Source organism: Azospirillum sp. RU38E (genome assembly GCF_900188385.1).
Taxonomy (GTDB): domain Bacteria; phylum Pseudomonadota; class Alphaproteobacteria; order Azospirillales; family Azospirillaceae; genus Niveispirillum.
The window spans coordinates 33,943-59,031 of sequence record NZ_FZOI01000012.1; the positions used below are offsets into that span (position 1 = coordinate 33,943).

Sequence of the window (25,089 nt, forward strand, 5' to 3'; positions counted from 1 at the left end):
ATGCGCTTTCTTCACGCCGCCGATATCCATCTCGACAGTCCGTTGCTGGGATTGGCCGGGCGCGCCGGCGCACGGGCGGATGAGCTGGTGGGGGCAACCCGGCGGGCTTTGGTGCGGCTGGTCGATGCCGCTCTGGCCGAACCGGTGGCCTTTCTGATCATCGCCGGTGACCTGTATGATGGTGACTGGCGCGATTTCATGACCGGCCTGTTCTTTGCCGGCCAGATGGCCCGGCTGGAACGGGCCGACATCCCCGTCATCATCCTGCGCGGCAATCATGATGCCGAAAGCCTGATGACCAAACAATTGAGCCTGCCCGGCAATGTGCGGGTATTCTCCGCCCGCAAGGCGGAAACCATCCGGCTGGATGATCTGCGCGTCGCCCTGCATGGCCGCAGCTTCCCCAGCCGGCATGTAACGGAGAATATCGCGCTCTCCTACCCGCCGCCGGTGGCGGGATATCTGAATATCGGCGTGCTGCATACGGCCCTGGAAGGAAGGCCGCCGCACGCACCCTATGCCCCCTGCTCCATCACCGACCTGATGGGAAAAGGCTATGATTATTGGGCGCTGGGCCATGTGCATGAACGGGCCGTGCTGGCGCAAGACCCCTGGATCATCTTTCCCGGCAACCTGCAGGGCCGCCACGCCAATGAAACCGGGCCGAAAGGGGCCACACTGGTCAGCGTAGAGGAAGGCCGCATCGCCAAGGTGGAGGCGCTGGCCCTGGATCAGGTCCGCTGGGCAAAGCTGGTGGTGGATGCCAGCGATTGTGCCGATGAGGCCGCCCTGGGCGACCGGCTGGCCGCTTCATTGACCGCAGCCGTTGCCGAGGCCGAGGGCAGAACCCTGGCCGTGCGCCTGTGCCTGACCGGCCGCACCGGGCTGCATCGCTGGTTAAAATCGGATACGGAACGATTGGCGGCAGAAGTGGAGCTGGCGGCCAGCCGGGCCGGCGGGGATATCTGGATCGAACGGATCGTTATCGAAACGACTGACGCGGTGGCGGTTCCAGCGACAGCAGGCGATGCGCTGGCCGAGCTGGCCGCCGCCATTGCCGAGCTGCGCGATGATCCCGCCGCGCGGGGGCTGCTGGCTGACGATCTGGCGGCCCTGCGCCACCGGCTGCCCCCCGGCGCGCTGGAGGCGGCCGGGCTGGCGGGAGAGGATGAGGTGGGAATGCTGGAAACCGTGCTGGCCGATGCGGAGGCCCTGTTGCTGAACCGGCTGGCGGGGGAAGCGTGATGCGGATCGAGCGGCTGGACCTGGAGCGTTACGGGCATTTCACCGACCATCGGCTGGATTTTTCCGGCACCGATGTGCGGCTGCATATTGTGCATGGCGCCAATGAGGCGGGGAAATCCACCGCCCTTGCGGCCATTTGCGACCTGCTGTTCGGCGTGCCGGAACGTACCCGGCTGGGTTTTCGCCATGGCAACAATGCCTTGCGCATCGGCGCGGTGCTGCGCCAGCCGGATGGCAGCCTGCTGGAGGTGAAGCGGCGCAAGGGGCGGCAGAACACGCTGCTGGCCGCCGATGGCAGCACGGCCCTGGGTGACGGCACGCTGGCCCCGCTGCTTGGCGGCATTGACCGGGTGCAGTTTGAACGGCTGTTCGGGCTGGACCATGCCCGGCTGCGCGCAGGGGGAGAGGCGATGCTGGCGGCCGGCGGCGATCTGGCCCGCACCCTGTTTCAGGCCGGCAGCGGGCTGACCGGCATCGCCGATATCATGGCCGGGTTGCAGGCCGAGGCCGACCGGCTGGGCAGCCCGCATAAGCGCCAGGGCAGCAAGCCGCTTTATGAGGCGCTGGACGCGCATCAGGCCGCATCGGCCCGGATGCGAAACGAGGCCACCAAGGCAGAAGCCTGGGAAGCGGGAGAGAAAAGGCTGGCCGATGCGCGGGCGGCCCTGGCCGGGTTGCAGGCGGAACTGGAAAAGGCGCAGAGGGCACAAAGCCGGCTGGAACGTATCCGCCGCGTGCGGCCGCTGCTGGCCCGGCTGGAGGCGCTGGCCGCCGAACGTGCCGAACTGGGCGAAGGGCCGGACCTGCCGGCCACCCTGGCGGAACTGTGGAACGCGGCGGCGACCCGGCTGCTGCAGGCCGAACGCCATCGCCAGCAAGCGGCCCAGCAGGTGGAAGCGGCCCTGGCGGCGCTGGCCGACGCCGGGGAGGCCCCCCGGCTGCCGGAACTGGCGACGGAGATCGAGGCGCTGTTCCAGCGTGCCGGCAGCGTGGAAAAGGCCCGGGCCGACCTGCCCCGCCGCCAGCGGGAACTGGAAATGGCGGATGAAAGGCTGGCCTTGCTGGCCGGTCGGCTGGGGCGGCATGATGCGCCCGACGCCCTGGAAGCGGCCCAGCCGGGGCGCGTGCTGGCGGCCCGCATCCGCGAGAAAGCCGCCGCCCATGGCCGGCTGGATGGGGCGCGGGACGCGGCCAGCAAACGCGAAATGCTGGCCGCGCGCAGCCTGGCCGATCTGGCCGATGGCGCCAGCGATGGGGAGACGGCCGGCGATCCGCTGGCCGCAGAGGCAGCATTGGCCGCCGCCCTGCGGTTGGGGGAGGTGGAAACGCGGCTGGATGAGGCGGCACGGGAGGCCGATGCCCGCACCGACGAACTGGCCGATGCGCTGTCGCGGCTGGGCCGGTTCAGCGGTGGGGCCGAGGCCCTGGCCCGGCTGCCGCTGCCCGATCTGGCGGTGATTGAGAGCTGGGCCGCGCGGCTGGGCGATCTGGCGCAGCAGCGCGCCAAACTGCGCGATGCCCTGGCCCAGGCAGAGGCAGACGCGCGCAAACATGCCGCCACACTGGCCGAACTGGCCGCCGATGGCGAGGTGCCAACCCTGGCCGCCATTGAAGAGGCGCGGCGGCTGCGCGATGGGGCCTGGCAGGCCATCCGCCGCCGGATGCTGGAAAAACTGGACGTTCCGGATGTGGAATGGTCTGGCCTGGGGTTGGGGGAGGCCCCGGCCCCGCGCTTTGAGGCGACGATACGGACGGCCGACCAACTGGCCGACCGGCGCGACCGGGAGGCGCAGCGGGTCAGCCGCCATGCCCGCGCCAGCAGCGATCTGGCCGAGGCTGATGCGCGGCTGCAGGCATTGGAACGGGACCGGAATGACCTGGAGGCACAGGCCCGGACGCTGGAAAATGACTGGCAATCCCTGTGGCAGGAAAGCGGGTTGACCCCGGCCGAACCGGCCCTGATGGCCGGCTGGCGGCGGCAGGTGGAAAATGTGCTGGCGCTGCATCGCCAGGGGCGGGAGGCGGCGCGCAAACAGTCGGGGCTGGCGGAAGAGGCGGCGCGCTGTGCTGGCCATCTGCGTGATGCCATGGCGCTGGCCGGCCTTCCGGCCGCAGCGGGGGAGACGGAGCTTTCCCGCCTGCGTGCCCGCGCCGATGCGGCGGTGAAGGCCTGCCGGGAGCAGACAGACAAGGCGGAAAAGCGCCGGCAGGAACAGGCCCGCGCCGAACGGGCGCTGCGCGATGCCCAGCGGGAAAAGGCCGAAGCGACGGAGGCACTGGAAGCCTGGGCGGCGGGCTGGGCCGGCGATATGGCCGCCCTGGGGCTGCCCGCCGGCACCAGCCCGGCCGAGGCGGAAGCGGCGCTGACCGCCTGGGAGGATATCGGCCAGGAATTGCGGGCGCGGCATGATCTGGTTCACCGTATCGACAGACTTTCCAGCGATATCAAACAGTTTCAGGATGATTTGACGATATTGGTTGAAAAGGCGCTGGCCCTGGACCCTGCCTTGCCGCTGGATGCCACGGTACCGGATGCGGCCAACCAATTGCTGATGGCGCTGGATGAGGCGCGGCGGCGGGAGACACGCTGCGGCTTGCTGGCGGAGGCGGTGGAGAAGGCCCGGCTTAGTGATGCCGAAGCGGCCACCGAGCTGGCCGAGGCACAGGCGGAACGGGATGATTTGAAACGGCTGCACGGGCTGGGGGCGGCGGATGATGTGCCCGCCCTGGTGGCCCTGGCCAGCCGGCGGCGGGAATGGCAGCGGGCGGAACAGGCCACCCTGGCCGAGCTGGCCCAGGCCGGCGACGGGCAGGGTCGGGTAGCCCTGGCGGCGGAAGTGGGCGGGCTGGACCCGGATGGTGCCGCCGCCGAACTGGCCGCCGCCGGGCAGGAGATCAACCGGCTGCAGGCGGCCCTGCCCCAGGTTTCCGCCGACCTGCGCGATGCGGAACGGTTGCTGGAGGAACTACGCCAGCGCAGCGGCATCGGCGAGGCGGCGCAGGAAGCGGCGGCAGCCGAGGCCAAGACAGCCCAGTACGCCGCCCGTTGGCTGCGGCTGCGCGCCGCCGGGCTGTTGCTGACGCAGGCGGTGGAACGGTATCGCAACCGGAATGAACATCCGCTGTTGCGCCGGGCCAGCAGCATCCTGGCCCTGATGGCCGCCAGCGGCGGCAACCCGGTGACGCATCTGAAGGTGGATTATGGCGATGGCGATCATCCGGTGCTGCTGGGCGTGCGCCGCGACGGCAGCGACGCCCAGGTGCAGGATATGAGCGAGGGCCTGCGCGATCAGCTGTTCCTGGCCCTGCGCATCGCTGCCGTGGAGGCGCATGTGGCCCAGGCCACCCCCCTGCCCTTCATCGCCGATGACCTGTTCATCACCTCTGACGAGCCGCGCACGGCAGCCGGGTTGGCGGCCCTGGCGGAACTGGGGGCCAGCACGCAGGTGGTGCTGTTCACCCACCACCGCTATGTGCTGGATGCAGCAGAGGGGCTGGAGGGGGTTCAGGTGCACCGGCTGGGGAATGAATGACGCGCAGTCCCAGCGGCTGGCCGCCGCGCGATCGTTTCATCACCCCGCCATATGCCGCAGGGCAGCCAGCAGCGCCTCTGTGGCGTTGCGGGTCAGGGTAATCTCATCCAGCCCGCAGCCGATCAGGCCGGCCACCTGCTCCACCACCCGTTTGACATCAGGGCCGAAGCTGCGGCGGGCATAGAAGGAGGTTTCGGCGTTCACCCGCGCCTGCTGGCGCTGATGTTCCGCCAGAACCGGCCGCGCCATCATCACCCAATTGCCGTTTTCCAGCTGGGTGACCTGCTGTGTGACGTCATACTGTGCCGCCACCGACCGCCAGAAGGCACTGTCAGCGGGCGCACCACCAGCAGTCGGCAGACCGGTGGTGGTGGCCGCCGCCACACGCAACAGGCCGGTCCCCTGGGCCAACCCACCGCCTTGCAACAGGTGTCGCCGCGTCCAGCCCGGCATCAGAACCGCACCTCCACCCGCGCATAATATTGGCCGCTCCATTGCGCAGGGCGCATTGGCCCAGTCAGGTCTCAGGTTGGCCCAATCCACGCACCTGCGGGAACCCCGCCGCGTAGCAGTCACGTATCAGAGGCGTGCCGCCGGCGGGATGGGCGCGTGATACCCAGGATGCTCCTCGGGGATAGGTCGCCTTGGCCCCTGGATCAGACATAAATACGAGACCAAGGCCCATTTTTCTCTATTGCTACCACTTGCCCGGTCTGTTGGCTATTCGTACCGTCATCCACGATCACTGTGCTTCCGACGATGAGCCCATCGAGAATATTGCGAACATTAACATAGTTTTTCCCAAAATGCAGACTGAATAAATCATTGTCTTTATAGAATTTATGGTCTGTCAAATCAATGATTTTCGGAGATGAAAGCCCAGGTGTAATCCATTTCAGTGAATTGTCGGATGTGGGGGATATCTTTGAATGACCCTTGATAGAATGTGGCTTGCCATTTGACATCCATTGATTGCTGGCGAGTATGGCATCCGGGGTGGACTTGCTATGATTTATCTTATCGTAAGATCCATCATATTCCATTTCTATGTCAAAGGGCTCTGCTCCTTCGGTATTGGCAATCGACTCTATTTGCGAGCTGTGGTAATATTTTGGATTGCCCAATATATCAAGCACCCCCAATCAAATGAGAAAGTGGAGTTAATCGCATATTGACCATTTGGAAGTTTTTCTGGCACATCATGGTCAACTTCTATTTTATAATAAACCTTGCTGGTCTTCTGCACCTCGCTGATCCGTTGGTCGGCGGCAGCCCGCTTTGCCGCGATCTCCTCCGGCGTCAAGGGTGCGTCCTCGGTCGGGGCGGGCCTTGCCGTCGCGTCCTCCACCCATTGTGCCGTCGTCGGCGCGTGGGGAGTGGCCCGCTGGTCACGCAGCTGTCCCGGCGGCTGGCCTGGACGCCGGTCAAGGATTGTGCCTGTCGGTGCCAGGTGGCGCGCGGCCTGCGCCACCGCCTTTTGCCGCACTAAACCAATATACCCAGCTCCGCCCCAGCTTATCACCCCTGCGTCTGCCATAATACTTAAAGGCAATAAAAGGCGAAACATGCTTAGTACATATCTACTAAAAACGAATTATTGTAACGCCCCCTCCTCTTGCGGCGGGCTGCTGAAAAAGCTCTTGACGTCGATTCGTGGATCGATTCCAAAGCCTTTCATGACGGTTGGCGCAGCCCCTTCACGACCTGACGGTCTTGGGGAGATTTCTGCCGACCCGGCAGAGCCGGCGCTGCTTGCGCTGATCCGACGTCGATACAATGCGGGATGTGGCCGCGACTATGGACTGATTCTGTAGATGCGAATAGGTCACATGCGCCTGCACAAAGCAGCCTATGGAATGCCGCCCCCCTTAGCGTGACTTGACAAAGCTCTATCATCGCAGGCAAATTGGAAGCGCTTTCAATGCCGCAACGCAATGGCATTCCAAGGGCAACAATAATCAGGGCCGCCGCAGTTGCGGCCCGGGGTGTGTGGGAGGAGGAGTTAATGGCGAACCGCGTTTCCGGCGGAGGTTGGACGCTGTCTGGCGTGCTGCATCGCACCGTGTCGGGCCTGGCGCTCAGCCTGGCCTTGGCGGGGGCCGCAGCGGCCCAGCAACAGGCGGGCGGCAGCAGCGATGTGATCGACGAGATCGTCGTGACCGGCATCCGCGCTGGTATCCAGAATTCGATCAATATCAAGAAGAACGAAACCTCCATCGTGGAGGCGATTTCGGCGGAGGATATCGGCAAGCTGCCCGATATTTCCATCGCGGAAAGCATTGCCCGCCTGCCCGGTCTGGCGGCCCAGCGCGTCAATGGCCGCGCCCAGGTGATCTCCATCCGTGGTCTGGCGCCCGACTTCACCACCACCCTGTTGAATGGCCGCCAGCAGGCCAGCTCCGGCGATAATCGCGCGGTGGAGTTCGACCAGTATCCGTCCGAACTGCTGTCGTCCGTCGTTATCTACAAGACACCGGATGCGCAGGTTTCCGGCATGGGCCTGTCGGGCACCGCCGACCTGCGCACCGTGCGGCCGCTGGAATTCGGCAAACGGGCGGCCTCGGTGAATGTGCGGGGCGAGAAACTGTCCGGCGGCAAGCTGAACAGTGATGTCGGCACCTGGGGCAACCGGGCCAGCGCCTCCTATATCGATCAGTTCCTGGATGGCAAGCTGGGTGTGGCCATCGGCTATGCCCATATGGACAGCCCGTCCCAGGTGAAGCATTACAAGGCCTATGGCTATGAGGCGTTCCCGGACGCCGTGCAAGATGCCGCCGCCAAGAATGCGCTGATGCTGAACGGGCAGGAGGTGTTCGCCACCTCCCGCAATAATACCCGCGACGCCGTGATCGGCATTGTCGAGTTCCAGCCGAACGAGACGATCCACAGCACGCTGGACGTCTATTATTCCAAGTTCGATCAGGAAGAGACGACGCGCGGCGCGCAATGGTTCTCCAATGGTTACGCGGACAATGCCACCTTCACCAATTTGAAGACGGATACTGTGGGCGGGTCGCTGTTCGCCCGCAGCGGCACGCTGAATAATGGCGTGCCGCAACTGCGCAACGACTTCAACACCCGCAATGACAAGCTGTTCTCCATCGGCCTGAATAATGAATTCGACCTGACGGACAGCACCAAGCTGGTCGCCGATCTTTCCTATTCGCGCAACAAGCGGCGCGAACAGATCATGGAAACCTATGCCGGCTATGGCCGTGGCGTGGGGCGCGTGACCAGCAACACCCCCGATGTCGGTCGCACCTTCGACAAGATCGATTTCAACATCAATGATGACGGCTTCTCCCAGTACAAGACCGGGCTGAACTATGCCGATGCGACCAAGGTGTCGCTGGGGGACCATGCCCCCTGGGGCGGCTGGGGCCATGATGGCGCTGTCCGTTATCCGGACGTGAAGGAAGAGGTGAAATCCGCCGAGGCCCGGCTTGACCAGGACTTTGACAGCTTCATCAACAAGCTGTCGGTCGGCATCAATTACACCAACCGTGAAAAGACCAAGCGGGTGGTGGAATATGATCTGTTCTTGAAGAACAATCAGCAGATCTATGTCGATCCCGCCGATCTGGTGGCCCCCACCTCGCTGGGCTTTGCCGGCATGGGCGATGTGCTGAGCGTGGATATCGGCAATGTCTGGCGAAAATATTTTGATCAGACGCCGCTGGTCGATGCCAATAATTACGACAAGAACTGGGACATCTCCGAAAAGGTCACCACCTTCTTTGCCCGCGCCAATTATGGTTTTGGCGACCTGACCGGTAATGTCGGTGTGCAGGTGGTGCGGCAGCAGCAATCATCCAGCGGTGTGATTATCAATGGCACCAGTGGCAAGGTGGTTCCCACCGCCATCAGCGCCAAGGAAACCTATACCGATGTGCTGCCCAGCCTGAATGCCATCTATGATCTGGGCGATGGGCATCGCTTGCGGCTGGGCCTGTCAAAGACCATGGCGCGGCCGCGAATGGATGACATGCGCGCCAACGTCACGCCCTCCTTCAACGGCACAATCTGCAACGGCCAGACTTGCGCGGCGGGCAGTACGGTTAACCCCTGGTCGGCCAGCGGTGGCAATCCCAACCTGAAGCCCTGGAAGGCCGATGCGGCCGATCTGGCCTATGAATGGTATGTGGCGCCGACGACCTATATTTCGATCGCCGGCTTCTACAAGAAGCTGAAGACCTACATCTACAACCAGACCCAGCCCTTTGATTTCAGCGGCCTGCCCTTGCCCACCACGGCATCCAGCATCCCCGCCGGGGTCAAGATCAGCAATATGGGCCAGATCACCCTGCCGGCCAATGGCAATGGCGGCAATCTGAAGGGGCTGGAATTCTCCGGCGCCCTGGATTTCGGCCAATTGTATGAGCCGCTGGAAGGGTTTGGCGTGCAGGGCAGCCTGTCGCTCACCTGGTCCAGCCTGAACCCGACGGACAAGAACGATCCGGGACAGGCCGTGCGCATTCCCGGCCTGTCCAAGACGGTCTATAACCTGACCGCCTATTATGAACGCGACGGGTTCCAGGCGCGGATCAGCCAGCGCTATCGCTCCGCCTTCAAGGGCGAGGTGGTACAGCTTTACGCCAACCGTGGCTTCACGGAAATCCTGTCCGACAAGCAGGTCGATGCGCAGATTGGGTACACCTTCCAGGAAGGCCAGTTTGAAAATCTGGGCTTCCTGTTCCAGGTGAACAATCTGACGGACAGCCCCTATCGCACCCGTGTGGGCCTGGATGGCGGCGGGACCAAGACCAGTGACGGGTCCAGCCTGCCGGAAACCTATGAGAAGTACGGGCGGGAATTCCTGTTCGGCGTCAGCTACCGCTACTGACCCCATCATCGGGCCGGCATCCCGCGCATGGGGGATGCCGGCCCCCTTCCCTCTGGCAGTTGGAAGGTTTGCCCTGTGCAACAACAGATCAAGAAAATCCTGATCGTCGGGGGCGGGTCGGCCGGCTGGATGGTGGCCGCCCTGTTCTCCCGCCTGTTCAAACGGCTTTATGAGATCACGCTGGTGGAATCCGATGAGATCGGCACCATCGGCGTGGGCGAGGCCACCATCCCCGCCATCAAGCGATTCAATGAATTGCTGGGGCTGGACGAGGATGATTTCCTGCGACGCACCCAGGGCAGTTTCAAGCTGGGGATCGAGTTTCGAAACTGGCACCGGCAGGGTGACAGCTATATCCATGGTTTCGGCCCCATCGGCCAGGATCTGGGCTGGCTGCGCTGCCACCATTACTGGCTGCACCAGCAGGCCCAGGGTAAGGCCCCGGATTTCGACGGGCTGGCCATTAATACGGCTGCCGCGCGGGCGGGGAAATTCATGCGGGCCCGGCCGGATTTGCCGGACTCGCCCTTGTCCCACATCGCCCATGCCTTCCATTTCGATGCCGGGCTCTACGCCCGTTATCTGCGGGAGATGGCGGAAAAGGCCGGCGTGCAGCGGCTGGAAGGCCGCATCGGGGCGGTGCATCTGCGCCCCGAGGATGGTTTCGTGCAATCGGTCACCCTGGCTGACGGGCGGGAGGTGGCGGCCGATTTCTTCATCGATTGTTCCGGTTTCCGGGGCCTGATCATCGAACAGGCGCTGAAAACCGGATACGAGGATTGGCGCCACTGGTTGCCCTGTGACCGGGCGCTGGCCGTGCCCTGCGCCCGCCAGCCGGGGGAGATGACGCCCTATACAAGCGCCACCGCACACGGGGCCGGATGGCAATGGCGCATCCCGCTGCGCCACCGCACCGGCAACGGCCATGTCTATGCCAGCCCCTTCATGGAAGAGGCGGAGGCCGAGCATATCCTGTTGTCCAACCTGGATGGGCCGGCCCTGGCCGATCCGTTGCGGATACAGTTCACCACCGGCAAGCGCCGGCAGCTCTGGAACCGCAATTGCGTGGCGGTGGGGCTGGCCAGCGGCTTTCTGGAACCGCTGGAAAGCACCAGCCTGCACCTGATCCAGTCCGCCGCCATCCGGCTGGTGCGGTTGATGCCCGATGGCCGCTTTGATCCGGCGGTGATCGCGGAATTCAACCGCCAGAGCGATTTTGAGTATGAGCGTATCCGCGATTTCATCATCCTGCATTACAAGGCCACCGCGCGGGATGACACGCCGTTCTGGCGCTACTGCCGGGACATGGCGATACCGGAAACGCTGCAGCGCAAGATCGACCTGTTCGCCGCCTGCGGCCGCATCTTCCGCGAGGATGAGGAGCTGTTTGCCGAGGAAAGCTGGATTCAGGTGTTCCTGGGCCAAGGCATCATCCCCCGCTCCCCCGACCCGCTGGTGCGGGTGCAGGATGATGCGGAGATTGCGGAATATCTCAGCAATATCACAGGCGTCATCGGCAAATGCGTCGCCGTGATGCCGGGCCATGCGGCCTATCTGGAGCGGATTTGTGGGGTGGGGTGAGGGATTTCCGATTGGAAAATCTTGTACCGTTCCTCGCTAAGGATAAACACCAGTTCGCTTTCACTTCCATGCCTCCCCCGCGAAAGCGGGGGTCCAGGGTCACAGGAACAACGCTTCAGTGCCCTTGGTCCTGGACCCCCGCTTTCGCGGGGGAGGCAACAAAGGTGCGAGGGAGAAAGGGGCGCTCCTATCCCGCGTCACTCCCCCAAAAACAAAACACCAGCAATCCCCAACCGCCTTTTCACCCCGCCCCGGCGGGCACACCATAAGCCTTAGGGAGAGAACCATGCCCCGTTACCGCCAGCCATCGCTGGTCGCGCGCCAGCTTTGCCTGACGACCGCCATCGCCGCCCTGCTGGCCTGCAGCCCGGCGGGTTTCGCTCAGGCCAGCAATCCCCAGCCCACCGCTGACAGCCCGCCGCTGGCGGCCCGTGCGCATGACCCGATCTGGGCGCGCGCGGATGCCCTGGTACGGCAGATGACGCTGGAGGAGAAGATCACCTATCTGCACGGGCTGTTCCCGCCGCAGACCAAGAACCCACCGGCAGACATGATCCCGTCTGCCGGCTATGTGCCGGGCGTGCCGCGCCTGGGCATCCCCAATCTGCGGGAAAGCGATGCCAGCCTGGGCGTGGCCAATCAGGTGGAACAGCGCAAGGGCGATACGGCCACCGCCCTGCCGTCCGGCCTGTCGCTGGCCGCGACGTTTGAGCCGGAACTGGCCTATAAATCCGGTGCCATGATTGGCGCGGAGGCACGGGCCAAGACCTTCAACGTGCTGCTGGCCGGTGGTGTGAACCTGACCCGCGACCCCTGGGCCGGGCGCAATTTCGAATATCTGGGGGAAGACCCGCTGCTGGGCGGTGTGCTGGCCGGGGAGAGCATCCGCGGTGTGCAGTCCAACAACATCATTTCCACCATCAAGCATTTCGCCCTGAATGCGCAGGAAACCGGGCGCCATGTCATGGATGCCCGCATCGGTGAAGCTGACCTTAGGGAAAGCGACCTGCTGGCCTTCCAGATCGCCATTGAGCGGGGCAAGCCGGCGTCCGTCATGTGCGCCTATAACAAGGTGAATGGTGATTGGGCCTGCGAGAATGACTTCCTGCTGAACCGGGTGCTGAAGAAGGATTGGGCCTATCCGGGCTTTGTCATGTCCGACTGGGGGGCGGTGCACAGCACGGTGAAGGCAGCCAATGCCGGGCTGGACCAGCAATCCGGCCAGGAACTGGATACGCAGATCTTCTTTGGCGATGATCTGAAAAAGGCGGTGGCCGAGGGCAAGGTGAAGCCGGCCCGGCTGGATGACATGGTGCGCCGTGTGCTCTATGGCGTGATCCAGACCGGGCTGATGGAAAACCCCCTCCCCACCAGCGAACAGAAGATCGATTACCCCGCCCATGCCCAGGTGGCCCAGGCGGTGGCGGAACGCGGGTCCGTGCTGCTGAAGAATGACGGCTTGCTGCCGCTGGCCAAGACGGCGCGCAAGGTGGTGCTGATCGGGGCCCATGCCGATGTCGGCGTGCTGTCGGGCGGTGGTTCATCGCAGGTGCGCTCGGTCGGCGGGGCGCCGGTGGAAATCCCGCTGAATGGCGGGGAAGCCGCCTCCTTCGTGCGCGTCACCTGGCACGCCTCCTCCCCGCTCGCGGCGGTGAAGGCGATGCTGCCGGGGGCCGAGGTCACCTATGTGGATGGCAAAGACCCGGCTGCCGCCGCCAAGGCAGCCGCCGGGGCCGATGCCGTGCTGCTGTTCGCCTGGCACTGGCAGACAGAGGCACAGGATGCCCCCTCCATCGCCCTGCCCGATGGGCAGGATGCGCTGATTGAGGCGGTGTCGGCCGCCAACCCGAAAACCGTGGTGGTGCTGGAAAGCGGCGGCCCGGTGCTGATGCCCTGGCTGGACAAGGTAAAGGCGGTGCTGGCCGCCTGGTATCCCGGCCAGCGCGGCGGGGAAGCCATTGCCCGCATCCTGTTCGGGGAGGTGAACCCGTCCGGTCGCCTGCCCATGACCTTCCCCGCCGCTGAAAGCCAAGCCCCCCGCCCGTCCGCCCCCGGCTTTGCCGAACAGGCCGCCATTGACGAGGCCGGGCGCAATGGCCAGAAGGTGGGGCGGATCAAACCCTTTGCCGTGGATTATGTTGAAGGGGCTGCCGTGGGTTACCGCTGGTACGCCGAAAAGGGGCAGAAGCCGCTGTTCCCCTTCGGTTACGGCCTGTCCTATACCCGTTTCCAGTACGCCAATTTGACGGTGGAGGGGGGCGTTCGCCTGACCGTCAGCTTTGATGTCACCAACAAGGGACAGGTGGCCGGGGCCGATACGCCGCAGCTTTATGTGCAGGCCGGTGAACGCCGGCCGATGCTGCGGCTGGCCGGGTTCAAGAAGCTGGACCTTGCCCCCGGTGAGACCCGTCGCGTCAGCCTGACGGTCGATCCGCGCGTGCTGGCCGATTATGATGTCAACGCCGGCGGCTGGCGCTTGCCCCAGGGCAGCTATGGGCTTTATGTCGGCGGCCATGCTGGCGACAAGGCCCTGACCGGGGAAGCCAAGCTGGATGCATGGAAGGGCAAGCCATGAAAACCCGTATCACCATCGCCGCGACCCTGGCCCTGCTGTCGCTGCCGCAACTGGCAGCGGCGGCGGAGCCGATGCGGGCCTGGATCACCAGCGGCGACCGCCGCTTCTCGCTCACCGAACAGGCGCCGGTTAACCCCGGCGCCGCCACCGGCCTGCCGGTGATCACCGTCGATCCGGCCCAGCGCTTCCAGACCATGGTGGGGTTCGGGGCGGCCATCACCGACAGTTCGGCCTGGCTGATCCGCACCAAACTGACGGACAGCCAGCGCCAATCCCTGCTGGCGGAGCTGTTCGGGCGGCAGGAGGGCGGGCTGGGGTTCAGCCTGACACGGCTGACCATTGGTGCGTCTGATTTCTCGCTCGACCATTACAGCCTGGATGATGCGCCCGGCGGCGCCCCCGACCCGGAGCTTCAGCATTTCTCTCTGAAGCGCCCCGCCGAACATGTGTTCCCCACGGTGCGGCAGGCGCTGTCCATTAATGGCGACCTGAAAATCGTCGCCTCCCCCTGGAGCGCGCCGGCCTGGATGAAAACCACCGGCTCGCTGATCAAGGGGCAGTTGAAGGATGACGCCTACCCCGTCTATGCCCGCTTCTTCGCCCGTTACATCACAGAGGCGGCAGCCCAGGGCGTGCCGACCGATTACCTGACCATCCAGAACGAACCGGATTTCGAACCGAAGGATTATCCGGGGATGCGCTGGCGGGCCGTCGACCGCGCCCGCTTCTTCGCTGACCATCTGGGGCCGGAACTGACGGCACAGGGTATCAAGACCAAGCTGCTGGACTGGGATCATAATTGGGACCAGCCGGAACAGCCGCTGACCGTCTTTGCCAATGAAAAGGCCAATGGCTATGTCAGCGGCGTGGCCTGGCATTGCTATAATGGCCAAGTGGCGGCCCAGGCCATCGTGCAGCAGGCCCACCCGGAGAAAGAGGTTTTCCTGACCGAATGTTCCGGCGGGGAATGGGCGCCCGATTATGCCGATAGCTTCGCCTGGATGATGCGCAAGCTGATCATCGGCTCCACCCGCTATGGCGCGCGCGGCGTGTTGATGTGGAACCTGGCGCTGGATGAGAAGAACCGGCCCAATGCCGGTGGCTGCGACACCTGCCGGGGCATCGTCACCATCAACAGCCAGACGGGGGCCATCACCCGCAACCAGGAATATTACGCCTTCGGCCATGCCAGCCGCTTCGTGAAGCCGGGGGCCGTGCGCATTGCCGCGCCGGCGGAGGTGGGTGACGTGGAAAGTGTCGCCTTTGAAAACCCGGACGGAAGCCGGGTACTGGTGGCCTATAACCGTGGCGACAAACCGGCCCGGTTTGTCATCAGCGATGGGAAAAAGCGCTTCAGGACGCAATTGCCGCCGCGCGCGGCGGGCAGCTTCGTCTGGTGATGCCTGCGTCAGATACAATTTTGTGATCGGCTGGACCCAGGCCCTCCCCCTTTTCCACCATTACGGAATAGGGGAGCCTGGGAACCAGCGGCATCCGGTGGCGTTGCATGGCGGCACGTACGGCCAGGAAAGCAACGCCCGCCATGACATTGCCCCCCCATCAGGCCCGCTATCACGATATGCCCTTCGGGGCGACGCTGTTGCCGGATGGCGGCGTGCGCTTTCGCCTGTGGGCGCCGGGGCACGCAGAAATCCTGCTGGCCCTGGATGGGGCGGAACCGATGCCCCTGCAGGCCCTGCCCGGCGGCTGGCATGAGCTGACCGTGGAAGATGCCGGGCCGGGGGACCGCTACCGGTTTCTGCTCCCGGACGGCCAAGCCGTGCCGGACCCTGCCTCCCGCCACCAGCCGGATGGGGTGCATGGGGCCAGCGAAGTGATGGACCCCGCTGCCTATCGCTGGCAGGAAACCGGCTGGCCGGGCCGGCCATGGCATGAGGCGGTGATCTATGAACTGCATATTGGCAGTTTCACAGCCGCCGGTACCTTCCGGGACGCCATCGACCGGCTGGACCATCTGGTCCGGCTGGGCGTCACGGCGCTGGAAATCATGCCGGTGGCGGCCTTTCCCGGCACGCGCGGCTGGGGCTATGACGGGGTGCTGCCCTATGCGCCCGCCGCCTGTTACGGCCAGCCGGATGATTTCAAGGCCCTGATCGATGCCGCCCATACGCGCGGGCTGATGGTGCTGTTGGACGTGGTCTATAACCATTTCGGGCCGGAGGGGAATTACCTGCCGCTCTATGCCCCCGGCTTCTTCACCGATGCGCATAAGACACCCTGGGGCGACGCTATCAATGTCGATGGGCCGGATGCCGCCCCGGTGCGGGAATTCTTCATCCATAACGCCCTGTACTGGATCGACGAATTCAATCTGGATGGGTTGCGGCTGGATGCCGTCCACGCCATCCGCGATGAGGGCCCCCGCCATCTGCTGGATGAGCTGGCGGGCCGCGTGCGCGCCGCCGCCGGCACCCGGCCCGTGCATCTGATCCTGGAGAATGAGGAGAACGAGGCGCGCCGCCTGGGGCATGTTTTCACCGCGCAATGGAATGATGATGTGCATCACGGCTTGCATGTGGCGGTAACGGGGGAGGATGCCGGCTATTACGCCGATTATCAGGGCGATATCGCCAAACTGGCCCGCGCCCTGGCGGAGGGTTTCGCCTTCCAGGGGGAGGTGATGGCCTATCGCGGCTCCCCCCGGGGGGAGCCCAGTGCCCACCTGCCCCCCAGCCGTTTTGTCAGCTTCCTGCAAAACCATGATCAAGTGGGCAACCGCGCCTTTGGCGACCGTATCCACGCCCTGGCCCCGGAACAGGCCGTCCGTGCTGCCGCCTGTCTCTATCTGCTGTGCCCCCAAATCCCGCTGCTGTTCATGGGGGAAGAATGGGGGGCGACCAGCCCCTTCCCCTTTTTCTGCGATTTGGGCCCGGATCTGAAGGATGCCGTGCGGGAAGGACGGCGGCAGGAATTTGCCCGTTTCCCCGCCTTTCAGGATGCAGCCGCCCGCGCCCGCATCCCCGACCCGACAGCAGAGGCAACCTTTCTGTCCGCCAAGCTGGATTGGGCGGCAGCGGAACAGGGGCCGTGGCTGGGCTGGTACAGCGCCCTGCTGGCCCTGCGGCGCCAGGAAATCATCCCCCTGCTGCCCGGCATCCCGGGTGGGGCCGGGCAATATCGCACCCTGAGCGACCATGGCTTGATGGTGGAATGGCGGCTGGGCGATGGCGGGGTGCTGGCGCTGGCCGCCAATCTGGGGCCGGAGACAATGGCCGGATTCGCCCTGCCGCCAGGGCGGGAAATCTGGGTGGAGGGCACGGTGTCCGACACCGGCACGCTGGGCCCCTGGAGCGTGCGCTGGGCCATCATCCCCCCGGCCCCGATGGAAGGAGAACCCAGCCATGGCTGATATCCGCAACCCGGTGCCGCTGGCGACATATCGCCTGCAATTCCGCCGTGAGTTCGGCTTCGATGATGCCGCCGCCCTGGCCCCCTATCTGGCGCGGCTGGGGGTCAGCCATCTTTATGCCTCGCCCTATCTGCAGGCACGGCCGGGCAGCACACATGGCTATGACATTGTTGATCATCACCGGCTGAACCCGGAACTGGGCGATGTCGCCGCCTTTGTACGCATGGTGGCGGCCCTGCGCGCCAATGGTCTGAACCAGATACTGGATTTCGTGCCCAACCATATGGGGGTGGGCGGGTCGGATAATCCCTGGTGGCTGGATGTGCTGGAATGGGGGCCGGACAGCCCCTTTGCCGGCTGGTTCGATATCGATTGGGATCCCGACAAACGCTATCTGCAGGGCAAGCTGCTGCTGCCCTTCCTGGGCGATCAATATGGGGCCGTGCTGGCCGCCGGCGATATTGAATTGCGCTTTGAGGCGGAGGAGGGGCGTTTTTCCGTCTGGGCCTATGGCACCCACCGGCTGCCCATCTGTGCCTGCGATTATGCCGCCGTGCTGGGCAACCGCCATCCGGGACTGGAACGGATCGGCGATGCCTTCGCCAACCTGTCCGCCCACCACCCGCATGAGGTGCGGCGCGCGCGGGAGCTGCAGGCCGAACTGGCGGCCCTGGTGGCCAGCGATAAAGAGGCGGCGCAGACGGTGGCCGATGCAGTGGCGGAATTCACCGGCCTGACCGGCGATCTGGAAAGCTGGATGGGGTTGGACGGGCTGATCCAGCGGCAATATTGGCGGCTGGCCCATTTCCGCGTCGCAGCGGATGACATTAATTACCGCCGTTTCTTCAATATCAATGAACTGGCGGGCCTGCGCATCGAATTGCCGGAACTGTTCGACCATGCCCATGGGCTGGTGTTCCGGCTGCTGCGGGAAGGCGTGGTGGAGGGTCTGCGCATCGATCATATTGATGGCCTGTCCGACCCCGGCCTTTATTGCCGCTGGCTGCGGGAAAAGGCGCCGATGCCCTTCTATCTGGTGCTGGAGAAAATCCTGGCCCGGCATGAAAGCTTGCGCGCGGATTGGCCGGTGGAGGGGACCACCGGCTATGAATTTGCCAACCTGATCCTGGGCCTGCTGGTGGATGGCGGTGGTGAACTGGCCCTGACCGGCACCTATCACAGCTTCACCGGCCAGACACAGCCTTTCCCCGCCATCGTGCGCGAGGCCAAGCTGCGCATCATGGAGAACGAACTGGCGGGGGAATTGAATGTGCTGGCGCGCGATGCCGCCCGGCTGGCCCGCCAGAACCCGCGCACCACCGATTTCACCCGCAATATCCTGCAGCGCGGCTTGAAGGAGATCATCGCCGCCTTCCCCGTCTATCGCACCTATGTCGATGGCGGGGAGGCGACGGCGGAAGACCGGCGCGATATTGACTGGGCGGTGGCCCATGCCCGCCGTCATGCCCCGGAACTGGACAGTTCCGTCTTTGATTTCCTGTACCGGCTGTTGACCAGTGATCTGGTGGCCCGCCCCGGCAGTGGCTACAGCCGGTCCCAGGCGGTGCGGCTGGCCATGCGGTTCCAGCAGGTCAGCGGGCCGGTGATGGCCAAGGGGCTGGAGGATACGGCCTTTTACCGCTTCAACCGGCTGATCGCCTTGAATGAGGTGGGCGGCCATCCCGACCATGTCGGCGTGCCCCTGCCCGCCTTTCACAAGGCCAATGCCGAACGGGCGAAATACTGGCCGCACACCATGCTGGGCACCAGCACGCATGACACCAAACGCGGGGAGGATGTGCGCGCGCGGCTGGCCCTGCTGGCGGAGGTGCCGGATGAATGGGGCCGGCAGGTGGAAACCTGGAGCCGCATCCTGCGCGCCCGCCGGGGCGATCTGCATGGTACGGCCCCGCCTGACCGCAATGACGAATATTTCTTCTATCAGCTTCTGCTGGGTGTCTGGCCGGCGGAGCTGACCGGCATCGGCATCCCCAATGCCGATGCCCTGACCTGCCTGCGGGAACGGTTGGAAGGTGCCTTGGTGAAAAGCCTGCGGGAGGCCAAGCGCCACACCAGTTGGGTCGCCCCTGATCCCGCCTATGAAGAGGCAATGCTGTCTTTTGCCCGCGATGCGCTGGACCTCGGCCGCCCCGCCTTTCTGGAGGCATTCCTGCCTTTCCAGGCCCGTATCGCCGAAGCGGGGGTGGTGAACAGCCTGACCCAGACCCTGGTGAAATTGACCGCCCCCGGCGTGCCCGATCTCTATCAGGGGGCCGACCTGTGGGATCTGACCCTGGTGGACCCGGATAACCGCCGCCCGGTCGATTACGACAGCCGCGCCAGGCTGCTGGACGACATCGAACAAGGCTTGCAGGCCGACCCGGCGGGGCTGATGCGCCGCCTGCTGGCCGATTGGCAAGACGGGGCGGTGAAGCTGGCGGTAATCCGGCAGGCCCTGCATCTGCGCCGCCGCCTGCCGGACCTGTTCCGCGATGGCGGGTATGAGGGGATGCCGGCCGAGGGCGTGGCCGCCAACCATCTGGTTGCCTTTGCCCGTGACATGGACAGGCAAACCGTCATCACCGCCGCCACAAGGCTGCCCCTGGCCCTGGCTGCCCAGGGTGGCTGGCAGGATACCAGCCTGAGCCTGCCGCCTGGCCGCTGGCGCTGCACCCTGACCGGGCGGCAGATGCCGGGCGGGCCGGTGCGGGCGGCGGATCTCTTCAGCGTGTTGCCGGTGGCCCTGCTGGTGCGGGGGGAGGGGGGCGAATGGAACTGATCCCCACCATCGGCACACTGGCCGCCCTTTTCTCCACCCTCAGCTTCGCGCCACAGGCCTGGAAGATCATCCGCCAGCGCGATACCAGCGCCATCTCCGCCCGCATGTATATGCTGACGGTCAGCGGCTTTTGCTGCTGGTTCCTTTATGGGCTGCTGCGGGGCGACTGGCCGCTGATCGTCACCAATTTCATCTGTCTGCTGCTGTCAGCCTTCATCCTGACGATGAAGCTGCTGCCCTGGCGGCAGCGGGACGCGGTGGCCGACAAGATCGCCCCGGCAGAAGGGGAATAGGCAGACCCGGCCCCCTTCACAGCCCGCCGCCAACCTCTGCCAGATATTGCTTGGCCATGCTGGCATAGTGCGGGGCAATGCCCATCTGCACCCGCACATCCTCTTCCGTCAGCGGGCGCAGGAATTTGGCGGGGCTGCCGCCCCACAGTTCCCCCGCCTTCACCCGCTTGCCAGGGGTGACCAGCGCGCCGGCCGCCACCATGGCGCCGGCTTCCACCACGGCCCCATCCATTACACAGGCCTTCATGCCGATGAAGGCGCCATCTTCCACCACGCAGCCATGCAGCAGGGCCAGATGGCCCACCGTCACATTGTCGCCAATGGTCGTGCTGAACCGCTCCCGCGTGCAATGCACGACGCTGCCATCCTGAATGTTCGTGCCACGACCGATGCGGATGGCGTTGACGTCACCACGGATGGTGACGCCAAACCAGATATTGCTCTCCGCCCCGATCTCCACATCGCCGATCACCACGGCGTTGGCCAGGAAGACCGTGGGGTCGATGACCGGCAGCTTGCCCTTGAAGGGCAGGATGGTGGGCTGCAGCGGGCTGGTCATGGGAACACCGGCACCAGATCCAGGCCCAGCGTCTCTTCAAAGCCATACATGATGTTGAAATTCTGGATCGCCTGACCCGACGCCCCCTTCACCAGATTGTCGATGGCCGAGATGATGATGGCGCGGCCCGGCAGCCGATCAGCAAAGACATTGATCAGGCAGAGGTTCGAGGCGCGGACATGGCGCGTCTGCGGGGCCACGCCATCGGCCAGCACCTTCACAAACGGCTCATCCTTATAGGTGTTGCGCAGCATGTCGCGCAGATCATCCGCCGTGGCGCTGCCCTTCAGCTTCACATAGGTGGTGGCCAGGATGCCGCGTGCCATCGGCATCAGATGCGGGGTGAAGGCAACCACAATATCCTTGCCGGCGGCCTGCGTCAGGCCCTGTTCGATCTCCGGCGCGTGGCGGTGGCTGGCAATGCCATAGGGGTGGATGCCTTCGGTCACTTCCGTGAACAGGCTGCCCTGCTTGGCATCGCGCCCGGCACCGGAAACGCCGGATTTGGCATCGATGATGATATCGTCAATCTCGATCAGGCCAGCCTGCAACAGCGGGATCAGCGGCAATTGCGACGCGGTGGGGTAGCAGCCGGGGTTGGCCACCAGCCGCGCCTTGGCCACCGCCTCGCGCGTAATCTCCGACAGGCCATAGACGGCATTTTCCTGGAGCGCCGGGGCCTTGTGGGCGTGGCCATACCATTGGGCATAGGTTTCCACGTCGAACAGGCGGAAATCCGCCGACAGGTCGCAGATACGCACATGTTCGGGCAGGCCGGCGATCACTTCCTGCGTGGTGCCGTGCGGCAGGCCGCAGAAGACAAAATCCACGCCCGACCAATCGACATCGGCAATCTTGGTCAGGGCCGGCAGGTCATAGGGGGCCAGATGCGGGAACACCTCGGCCACCGGCTTGCCGGCAGCGCGTTCGCCGGTCAGGGCGACGATGCGGGCGCGCGGATGGCGGAGCAGGAATCGGATCAGTTCCGCCCCGGTATAGCCGGAAGCGCCCAGAATGGCGACGCGGACGGGGGCGGACGGATCGATAGTGCTCATGATGTTCCGTTTCTCTCGGCTGCTCTGGTGAAAATCACGACGGGCGATGGGGCTGTTATCCCATCACTTCATTACAAATACAGCTTCATGCCGACATGCGAAGCCTGAAAGCCTAAGCGCTGGTAGAACCTGTGCGCATCGGTCCGCTGGGAATTGCTGGTCAGCTGCACCAGGGCACAGCCCCGCGCGCGGGCCAGATCCAGGCAATTTTCGATCAGCACTTCGCCCAGGCCCTGGTTACGAAAGGCGCTGGCGATGCGCACATTTTCGATCATGCAGCGGCGCATCCCGCCGCGTGCCAGATGGCGCATATAGTTCAGTTGCGCCACGCCGACCACCCGCCCATCCACATCCAGCACCAGCACTTCGGCGTTGGGGTCCAGCATGATCTCGTCCCACGCCTCGTAATAGGGCGTCAGGTCGGGGGCATTCACGTCGGTGGCATTGGGGTCCAGGCTGTCTTCCCGCAGCAGGGCCAGCATGTCGGGCACATCGCGCCGCTGCGCCACCCGCACCACCACATCATCCTTCAGCGCCATAATGGTTCCCCTGACATCCTGTCCTGCCCCAGACGATATTCTGCCTTGCAGGATGCACCCTTATCGCCCGGATCGGGGCTGGCGCATAGTTCCAACCTGTCGCCCGTTACCCGATCCGGTGCCATGTCTGCCCCCTCCCCGCTTGAAAAGCCGCAAAGCCCGTTCGCCTATTCCGGCTATCGGCTTTACTGGTTCGCCCGCATCTGCGCCATCCTGGCCCTGCAGATCCAGATCGTCGCCACCGGCTGGCGAATCTATGATGTTTCCGGCAGCGCCCTGGCGTTGGGATTCGTCGGGCTGGCTGAATTCCTGCCATCGATCCTGCTGGTGCTGATCACCGGCCATGTCGCCGACCGGTTCGACCGGCGGCGCATCATCAATGTCTGCCAGACGCTGGACATCATCGCCATGATGCTGCTCTGGATGGCCTTGTGGAATGACAATGCCCCGATCTGGCCCGCCTTCATCGCCGTGTTCATCCTGGGCGTCGGCCGGGCTTTTGAGATGCCGGCGGCGGCATCGCTGGTGCCCAATCTGGTCCCGCGGGAGATTTTCCCCCGCGCCGTGGCGCTGAATTCATCGGCCTGGCAGGGGGCCAGCATCATCGGCCCGGCGCTGGGCGGCGTGCTCTATGGCGTGATCGGTCACACGGTTTTCGCCGTCAGCGCCGCCCTGTTCGCTACGGCCTTCGTGCTGGTCTGGCTGATCAAGCTGGAACCGCGCACGCCCAAGGAAGCCGCCAAGAAGGTTTCCATGCAGGTGCTGCTGGCCGGCTTTTCCTTCATCAAGGCCAAACCCATCGTGCTGGGCGCCATTTCGCTGGACCTGTTCGCCGTGCTGCTGGGCGGGGCCACCGCCCTGCTGCCGATTCTGGCCAAGGATCAGTTTGGCGCCGGCCCCATGTTGGTCGGCATCATGCGCGCCGCCCCGTCGGTCGGCGCGCTGGCCACCGGCCTGGCCCTGTCCATCTGGCCGGTGCGGCGGCAGGTGGGGCGGACCCTGTTCATCTGTGTGGCGGCGTTCGGCGTCGGTACGGTGATTTTCGGCCTGACCAGTTCCGCCATCATCGCCGGCATCGCGCTCGTGGTGATGGGGGCCGCCGATATGGTCAGCGTCTTCATCCGCCAGTCGCTGGTGCAGTTGGAAACCCCGGATGAGATGCGCGGCCGGGTCAGCGCCGTCAGCAGCCTGTTCATCGGCGCATCGAACCAGTTGGGCGAGTTCGAATCTGGCGTGATGGCCGCCTGGCTGGGGGCTGGCCCCGCCGTGGTGGTGGGCGGTATCGGCACGCTGGCCGTGGTGCTGATCTGGGCCGTGCTGTTCCCGGCCCTGCGCACCGTGGACCGGTTCCCCGGCGCGGTGGAGCAGCGGGGATAGGGGCAGCCCCCTATCCCCGTGAATTACCCACGTTAAAGCCCGTTTCCGCTGTGCGGAAACGGGCTTTAACCTTTCGTTCTCCTCAATCGCCGGGCCTGTTTCCGGTCAACCGAAAGCAGCTCTACCGCAGCGGCAGCCCGACATAGTTTTCCGCCACGGTGCGGCGGGCGGTTTCGGAGCCCTTGATATAGTCCAGCTCCGCCATCTGCATCCGCCGGCCGAAGGCATCAGTATCCGGGAAACGGTGCATCAGGCTGGTGAACCACCAGGAGAAACGTTCCGCCTTCCAGATGCGCGACAGGGCGCGGGCGGAATAAAGCTCCAGCCCGGTGGCACTGCCCTTGTAATGGTCGATCAGCCCTTCCGCCAGGAAGGCCACATCGGATGCCGCCAGATTCAAGCCCTTGGCCCCCGTCGGCGGCACGATATGGGCGGCGTCACCGGCCAGGAACAGGTTGCCATAGCGCATCGGCTCTGCGACGAAGCTGCGCAGCGGCGCGATGGATTTTTCCAGCGATGGCCCCCGCGTGATGCGCGGGGCCACATCCGGCCCCAGGCGGACGGTCAGCTCATCCCAGAACCGCTCATCCGACCATTCCTCCACCTTCTCCGTCAGCGGCACCTGCACATAATAGCGTGAGCGGGTGTGAGAGCGCATGGAGGCCAGCGCAAAACCCCGCTCATGGCTGGCATAGATCAGTTCATGATCACACGGCGGCACATCGGCCAGCAGGCCCAGCCAGCCGAACGGGTACACCCGTTCAAACAAGGACAGTTTGTCGGCGGGGATGGAAGCACGGGCCACGCCGTGGAACCCGTCACAGCCGGCGATGAAATCCGCCTCCAGCTTTTCCTCTTTCCCGTTGCGGGTCCAGGTGACGATGGGTTTGGCCCCTGTCACCTCATGCACAGCGACATTCTCCGCCTCGAACAGCAGGGGGATGTTGCGCTCAATGGCGGCGTCGATCAGGTCGCGCGTCACCTCCGTCTGGCCATAGACCATGACGTTCTTGCCGGTCAGCGCCGTCATGTCGATGCGGATCGTCTCCTCACCCGTGGCCATGGCGAAGCCGTCATGCGGCAGACCTTCGCGGTCCATCCGCTCATTCACGCCGACCTGGCGCAGCAGATCGACGGTGATCTGTTCCAGGATGCCGGCGCGGATGCGGCTTTCCACATAGGCGCGGTCGCGCCGTTCCAGGATCACGCAATCAATCCCGGCCTTGTACAAAAGATGGGACAGCAGCAAACCTGCCGGACCTGCGCCAATAATCGCCACCTGGGTACGCATCGCCGTTTCCTCTCCGCTGATTTAACGTTGTTGGCGCGATGCTACAAAA

At 64.7% G+C, this 25,089-nt stretch carries 16 protein-coding genes; 10 read left to right on the forward strand and 6 right to left on the reverse strand.

Going from position 1 to position 25,089, the window contains the following annotated elements; genetic code table 11:
- Together CHB97_RS17805 and CHB97_RS27060 are read left to right on the forward strand one after the other, a co-directional pair.
- Positions 1 to 1,245: a DNA repair exonuclease gene (locus tag CHB97_RS17805; protein ID WP_089289352.1), complete on the forward strand. Its 1,245-nt coding sequence runs from the start codon at positions 1 to 3 to the stop codon at positions 1,243 to 1,245.
- Positions 1,245 to 4,778: a YhaN family protein gene (locus CHB97_RS27060; protein WP_089289353.1), complete on the forward strand. Its 3,534-nt coding sequence runs from the start codon at positions 1,245 to 1,247 to the stop codon at positions 4,776 to 4,778. Before CHB97_RS17805 ends, CHB97_RS27060 begins: the two co-directional genes overlap by 1 nt.
- A 39-nt stretch (positions 4,779 to 4,817) precedes the next feature.
- Here the strand turns inward: CHB97_RS27060 and CHB97_RS17815 are convergent, their stop codons facing one another.
- Positions 4,818 to 5,231 (reverse strand): hypothetical protein, encoded by a 414-nt coding sequence (locus CHB97_RS17815; RefSeq protein WP_089289354.1) that lies wholly within the window; start codon positions 5,229 to 5,231, stop codon positions 4,818 to 4,820.
- Positions 5,232 to 5,434: 203 nt separating this feature from the next.
- Positions 5,435 to 5,914: a hypothetical protein gene (locus CHB97_RS26065; protein ID WP_143270995.1), complete on the reverse strand. Its 480-nt coding sequence runs from the start codon at positions 5,912 to 5,914 to the stop codon at positions 5,435 to 5,437.
- Positions 5,915 to 6,783: 869 nt separating this feature from the next.
- Between CHB97_RS26065 and CHB97_RS17825 the strand changes: the two genes are divergently transcribed.
- The 7 genes from CHB97_RS17825 (at position 6,784) to CHB97_RS17855 (ending at position 20,219) form a co-directional block, all read left to right on the forward strand.
- Positions 6,784 to 9,621, forward strand: coding sequence for a TonB-dependent receptor (locus CHB97_RS17825; protein WP_089289355.1), 2,838 nt, complete (start codon positions 6,784 to 6,786; stop codon positions 9,619 to 9,621).
- 75 nt (positions 9,622 to 9,696) lie between these two features.
- A complete protein-coding gene (locus CHB97_RS17830) occupies positions 9,697 to 11,202 on the forward strand; it encodes a tryptophan halogenase family protein (RefSeq protein WP_244559596.1) in 1,506 nt (501 codons plus the stop codon).
- Between the two features lie 286 nt (positions 11,203 to 11,488).
- Positions 11,489 to 13,777: a glycoside hydrolase family 3 protein gene (locus CHB97_RS17835; protein ID WP_089289357.1), complete on the forward strand. Its 2,289-nt coding sequence runs from the start codon at positions 11,489 to 11,491 to the stop codon at positions 13,775 to 13,777.
- Positions 13,774 to 15,177: a glycoside hydrolase family 30 beta sandwich domain-containing protein gene (locus CHB97_RS17840; RefSeq protein ID WP_089289358.1), complete on the forward strand. Its 1,404-nt coding sequence runs from the start codon at positions 13,774 to 13,776 to the stop codon at positions 15,175 to 15,177. The genes CHB97_RS17835 and CHB97_RS17840 overlap by 4 nt, the downstream gene beginning before the upstream one ends.
- A 143-nt stretch (positions 15,178 to 15,320) precedes the next feature.
- Positions 15,321 to 17,147 carry a malto-oligosyltrehalose trehalohydrolase gene (gene treZ / locus CHB97_RS17845; RefSeq protein WP_244559597.1) on the forward strand — a complete coding sequence of 609 codons (1,827 nt, stop codon included), beginning with the start codon at positions 15,321 to 15,323 and terminating at the stop codon, positions 17,145 to 17,147.
- A complete protein-coding gene (gene treY / locus CHB97_RS17850) occupies positions 17,140 to 19,926 on the forward strand; it encodes a malto-oligosyltrehalose synthase (protein ID WP_089289359.1) in 2,787 nt (928 codons plus the stop codon). Before treZ ends, treY begins: the two co-directional genes overlap by 8 nt.
- Complete coding sequence (locus CHB97_RS17855; protein WP_089289360.1) at positions 19,917 to 20,219, forward strand: SemiSWEET family sugar transporter; 303 nt, start codon at positions 19,917 to 19,919, stop codon at positions 20,217 to 20,219. The genes treY and CHB97_RS17855 overlap by 10 nt, the downstream gene beginning before the upstream one ends.
- A 16-nt stretch (positions 20,220 to 20,235) precedes the next feature.
- Here the strand turns inward: CHB97_RS17855 and CHB97_RS17860 are convergent, their stop codons facing one another.
- The 3 genes from CHB97_RS17860 to CHB97_RS17870 form a co-directional block, all read right to left on the reverse strand.
- Positions 20,236 to 20,778, reverse strand: coding sequence for a gamma carbonic anhydrase family protein (locus CHB97_RS17860; protein WP_244559598.1), 543 nt, complete (start codon positions 20,776 to 20,778; stop codon positions 20,236 to 20,238).
- Positions 20,775 to 21,833 (reverse strand): N-acetyl-gamma-glutamyl-phosphate reductase, encoded by a 1,059-nt coding sequence (gene argC, locus CHB97_RS17865; RefSeq protein ID WP_089289361.1) that lies wholly within the window; start codon positions 21,831 to 21,833, stop codon positions 20,775 to 20,777. The genes CHB97_RS17860 and argC overlap by 4 nt, the downstream gene beginning before the upstream one ends.
- A 71-nt stretch (positions 21,834 to 21,904) precedes the next feature.
- The gene (locus CHB97_RS17870) at positions 21,905 to 22,372 is read right to left on the reverse strand and encodes a GNAT family N-acetyltransferase (RefSeq protein WP_089289362.1); all 468 of its coding nucleotides are present in this window, start codon (positions 22,370 to 22,372) and stop codon (positions 21,905 to 21,907) included.
- Between the two features lie 123 nt (positions 22,373 to 22,495).
- On the opposite strand from CHB97_RS17870, the gene CHB97_RS17875 reads away from it, so the two are divergent.
- Complete coding sequence (locus tag CHB97_RS17875; protein ID WP_089289363.1) at positions 22,496 to 23,749, forward strand: MFS transporter; 1,254 nt, start codon at positions 22,496 to 22,498, stop codon at positions 23,747 to 23,749.
- Between the two features lie 121 nt (positions 23,750 to 23,870).
- Here CHB97_RS17875 and pobA read toward each other — a convergent pair whose 3' ends face one another.
- The gene (gene pobA / locus CHB97_RS17880) at positions 23,871 to 25,040 is read right to left on the reverse strand and encodes a 4-hydroxybenzoate 3-monooxygenase (RefSeq protein ID WP_089289364.1); all 1,170 of its coding nucleotides are present in this window, start codon (positions 25,038 to 25,040) and stop codon (positions 23,871 to 23,873) included.
- Between the last annotated feature and the right edge of the window lie 49 nt (positions 25,041 to 25,089).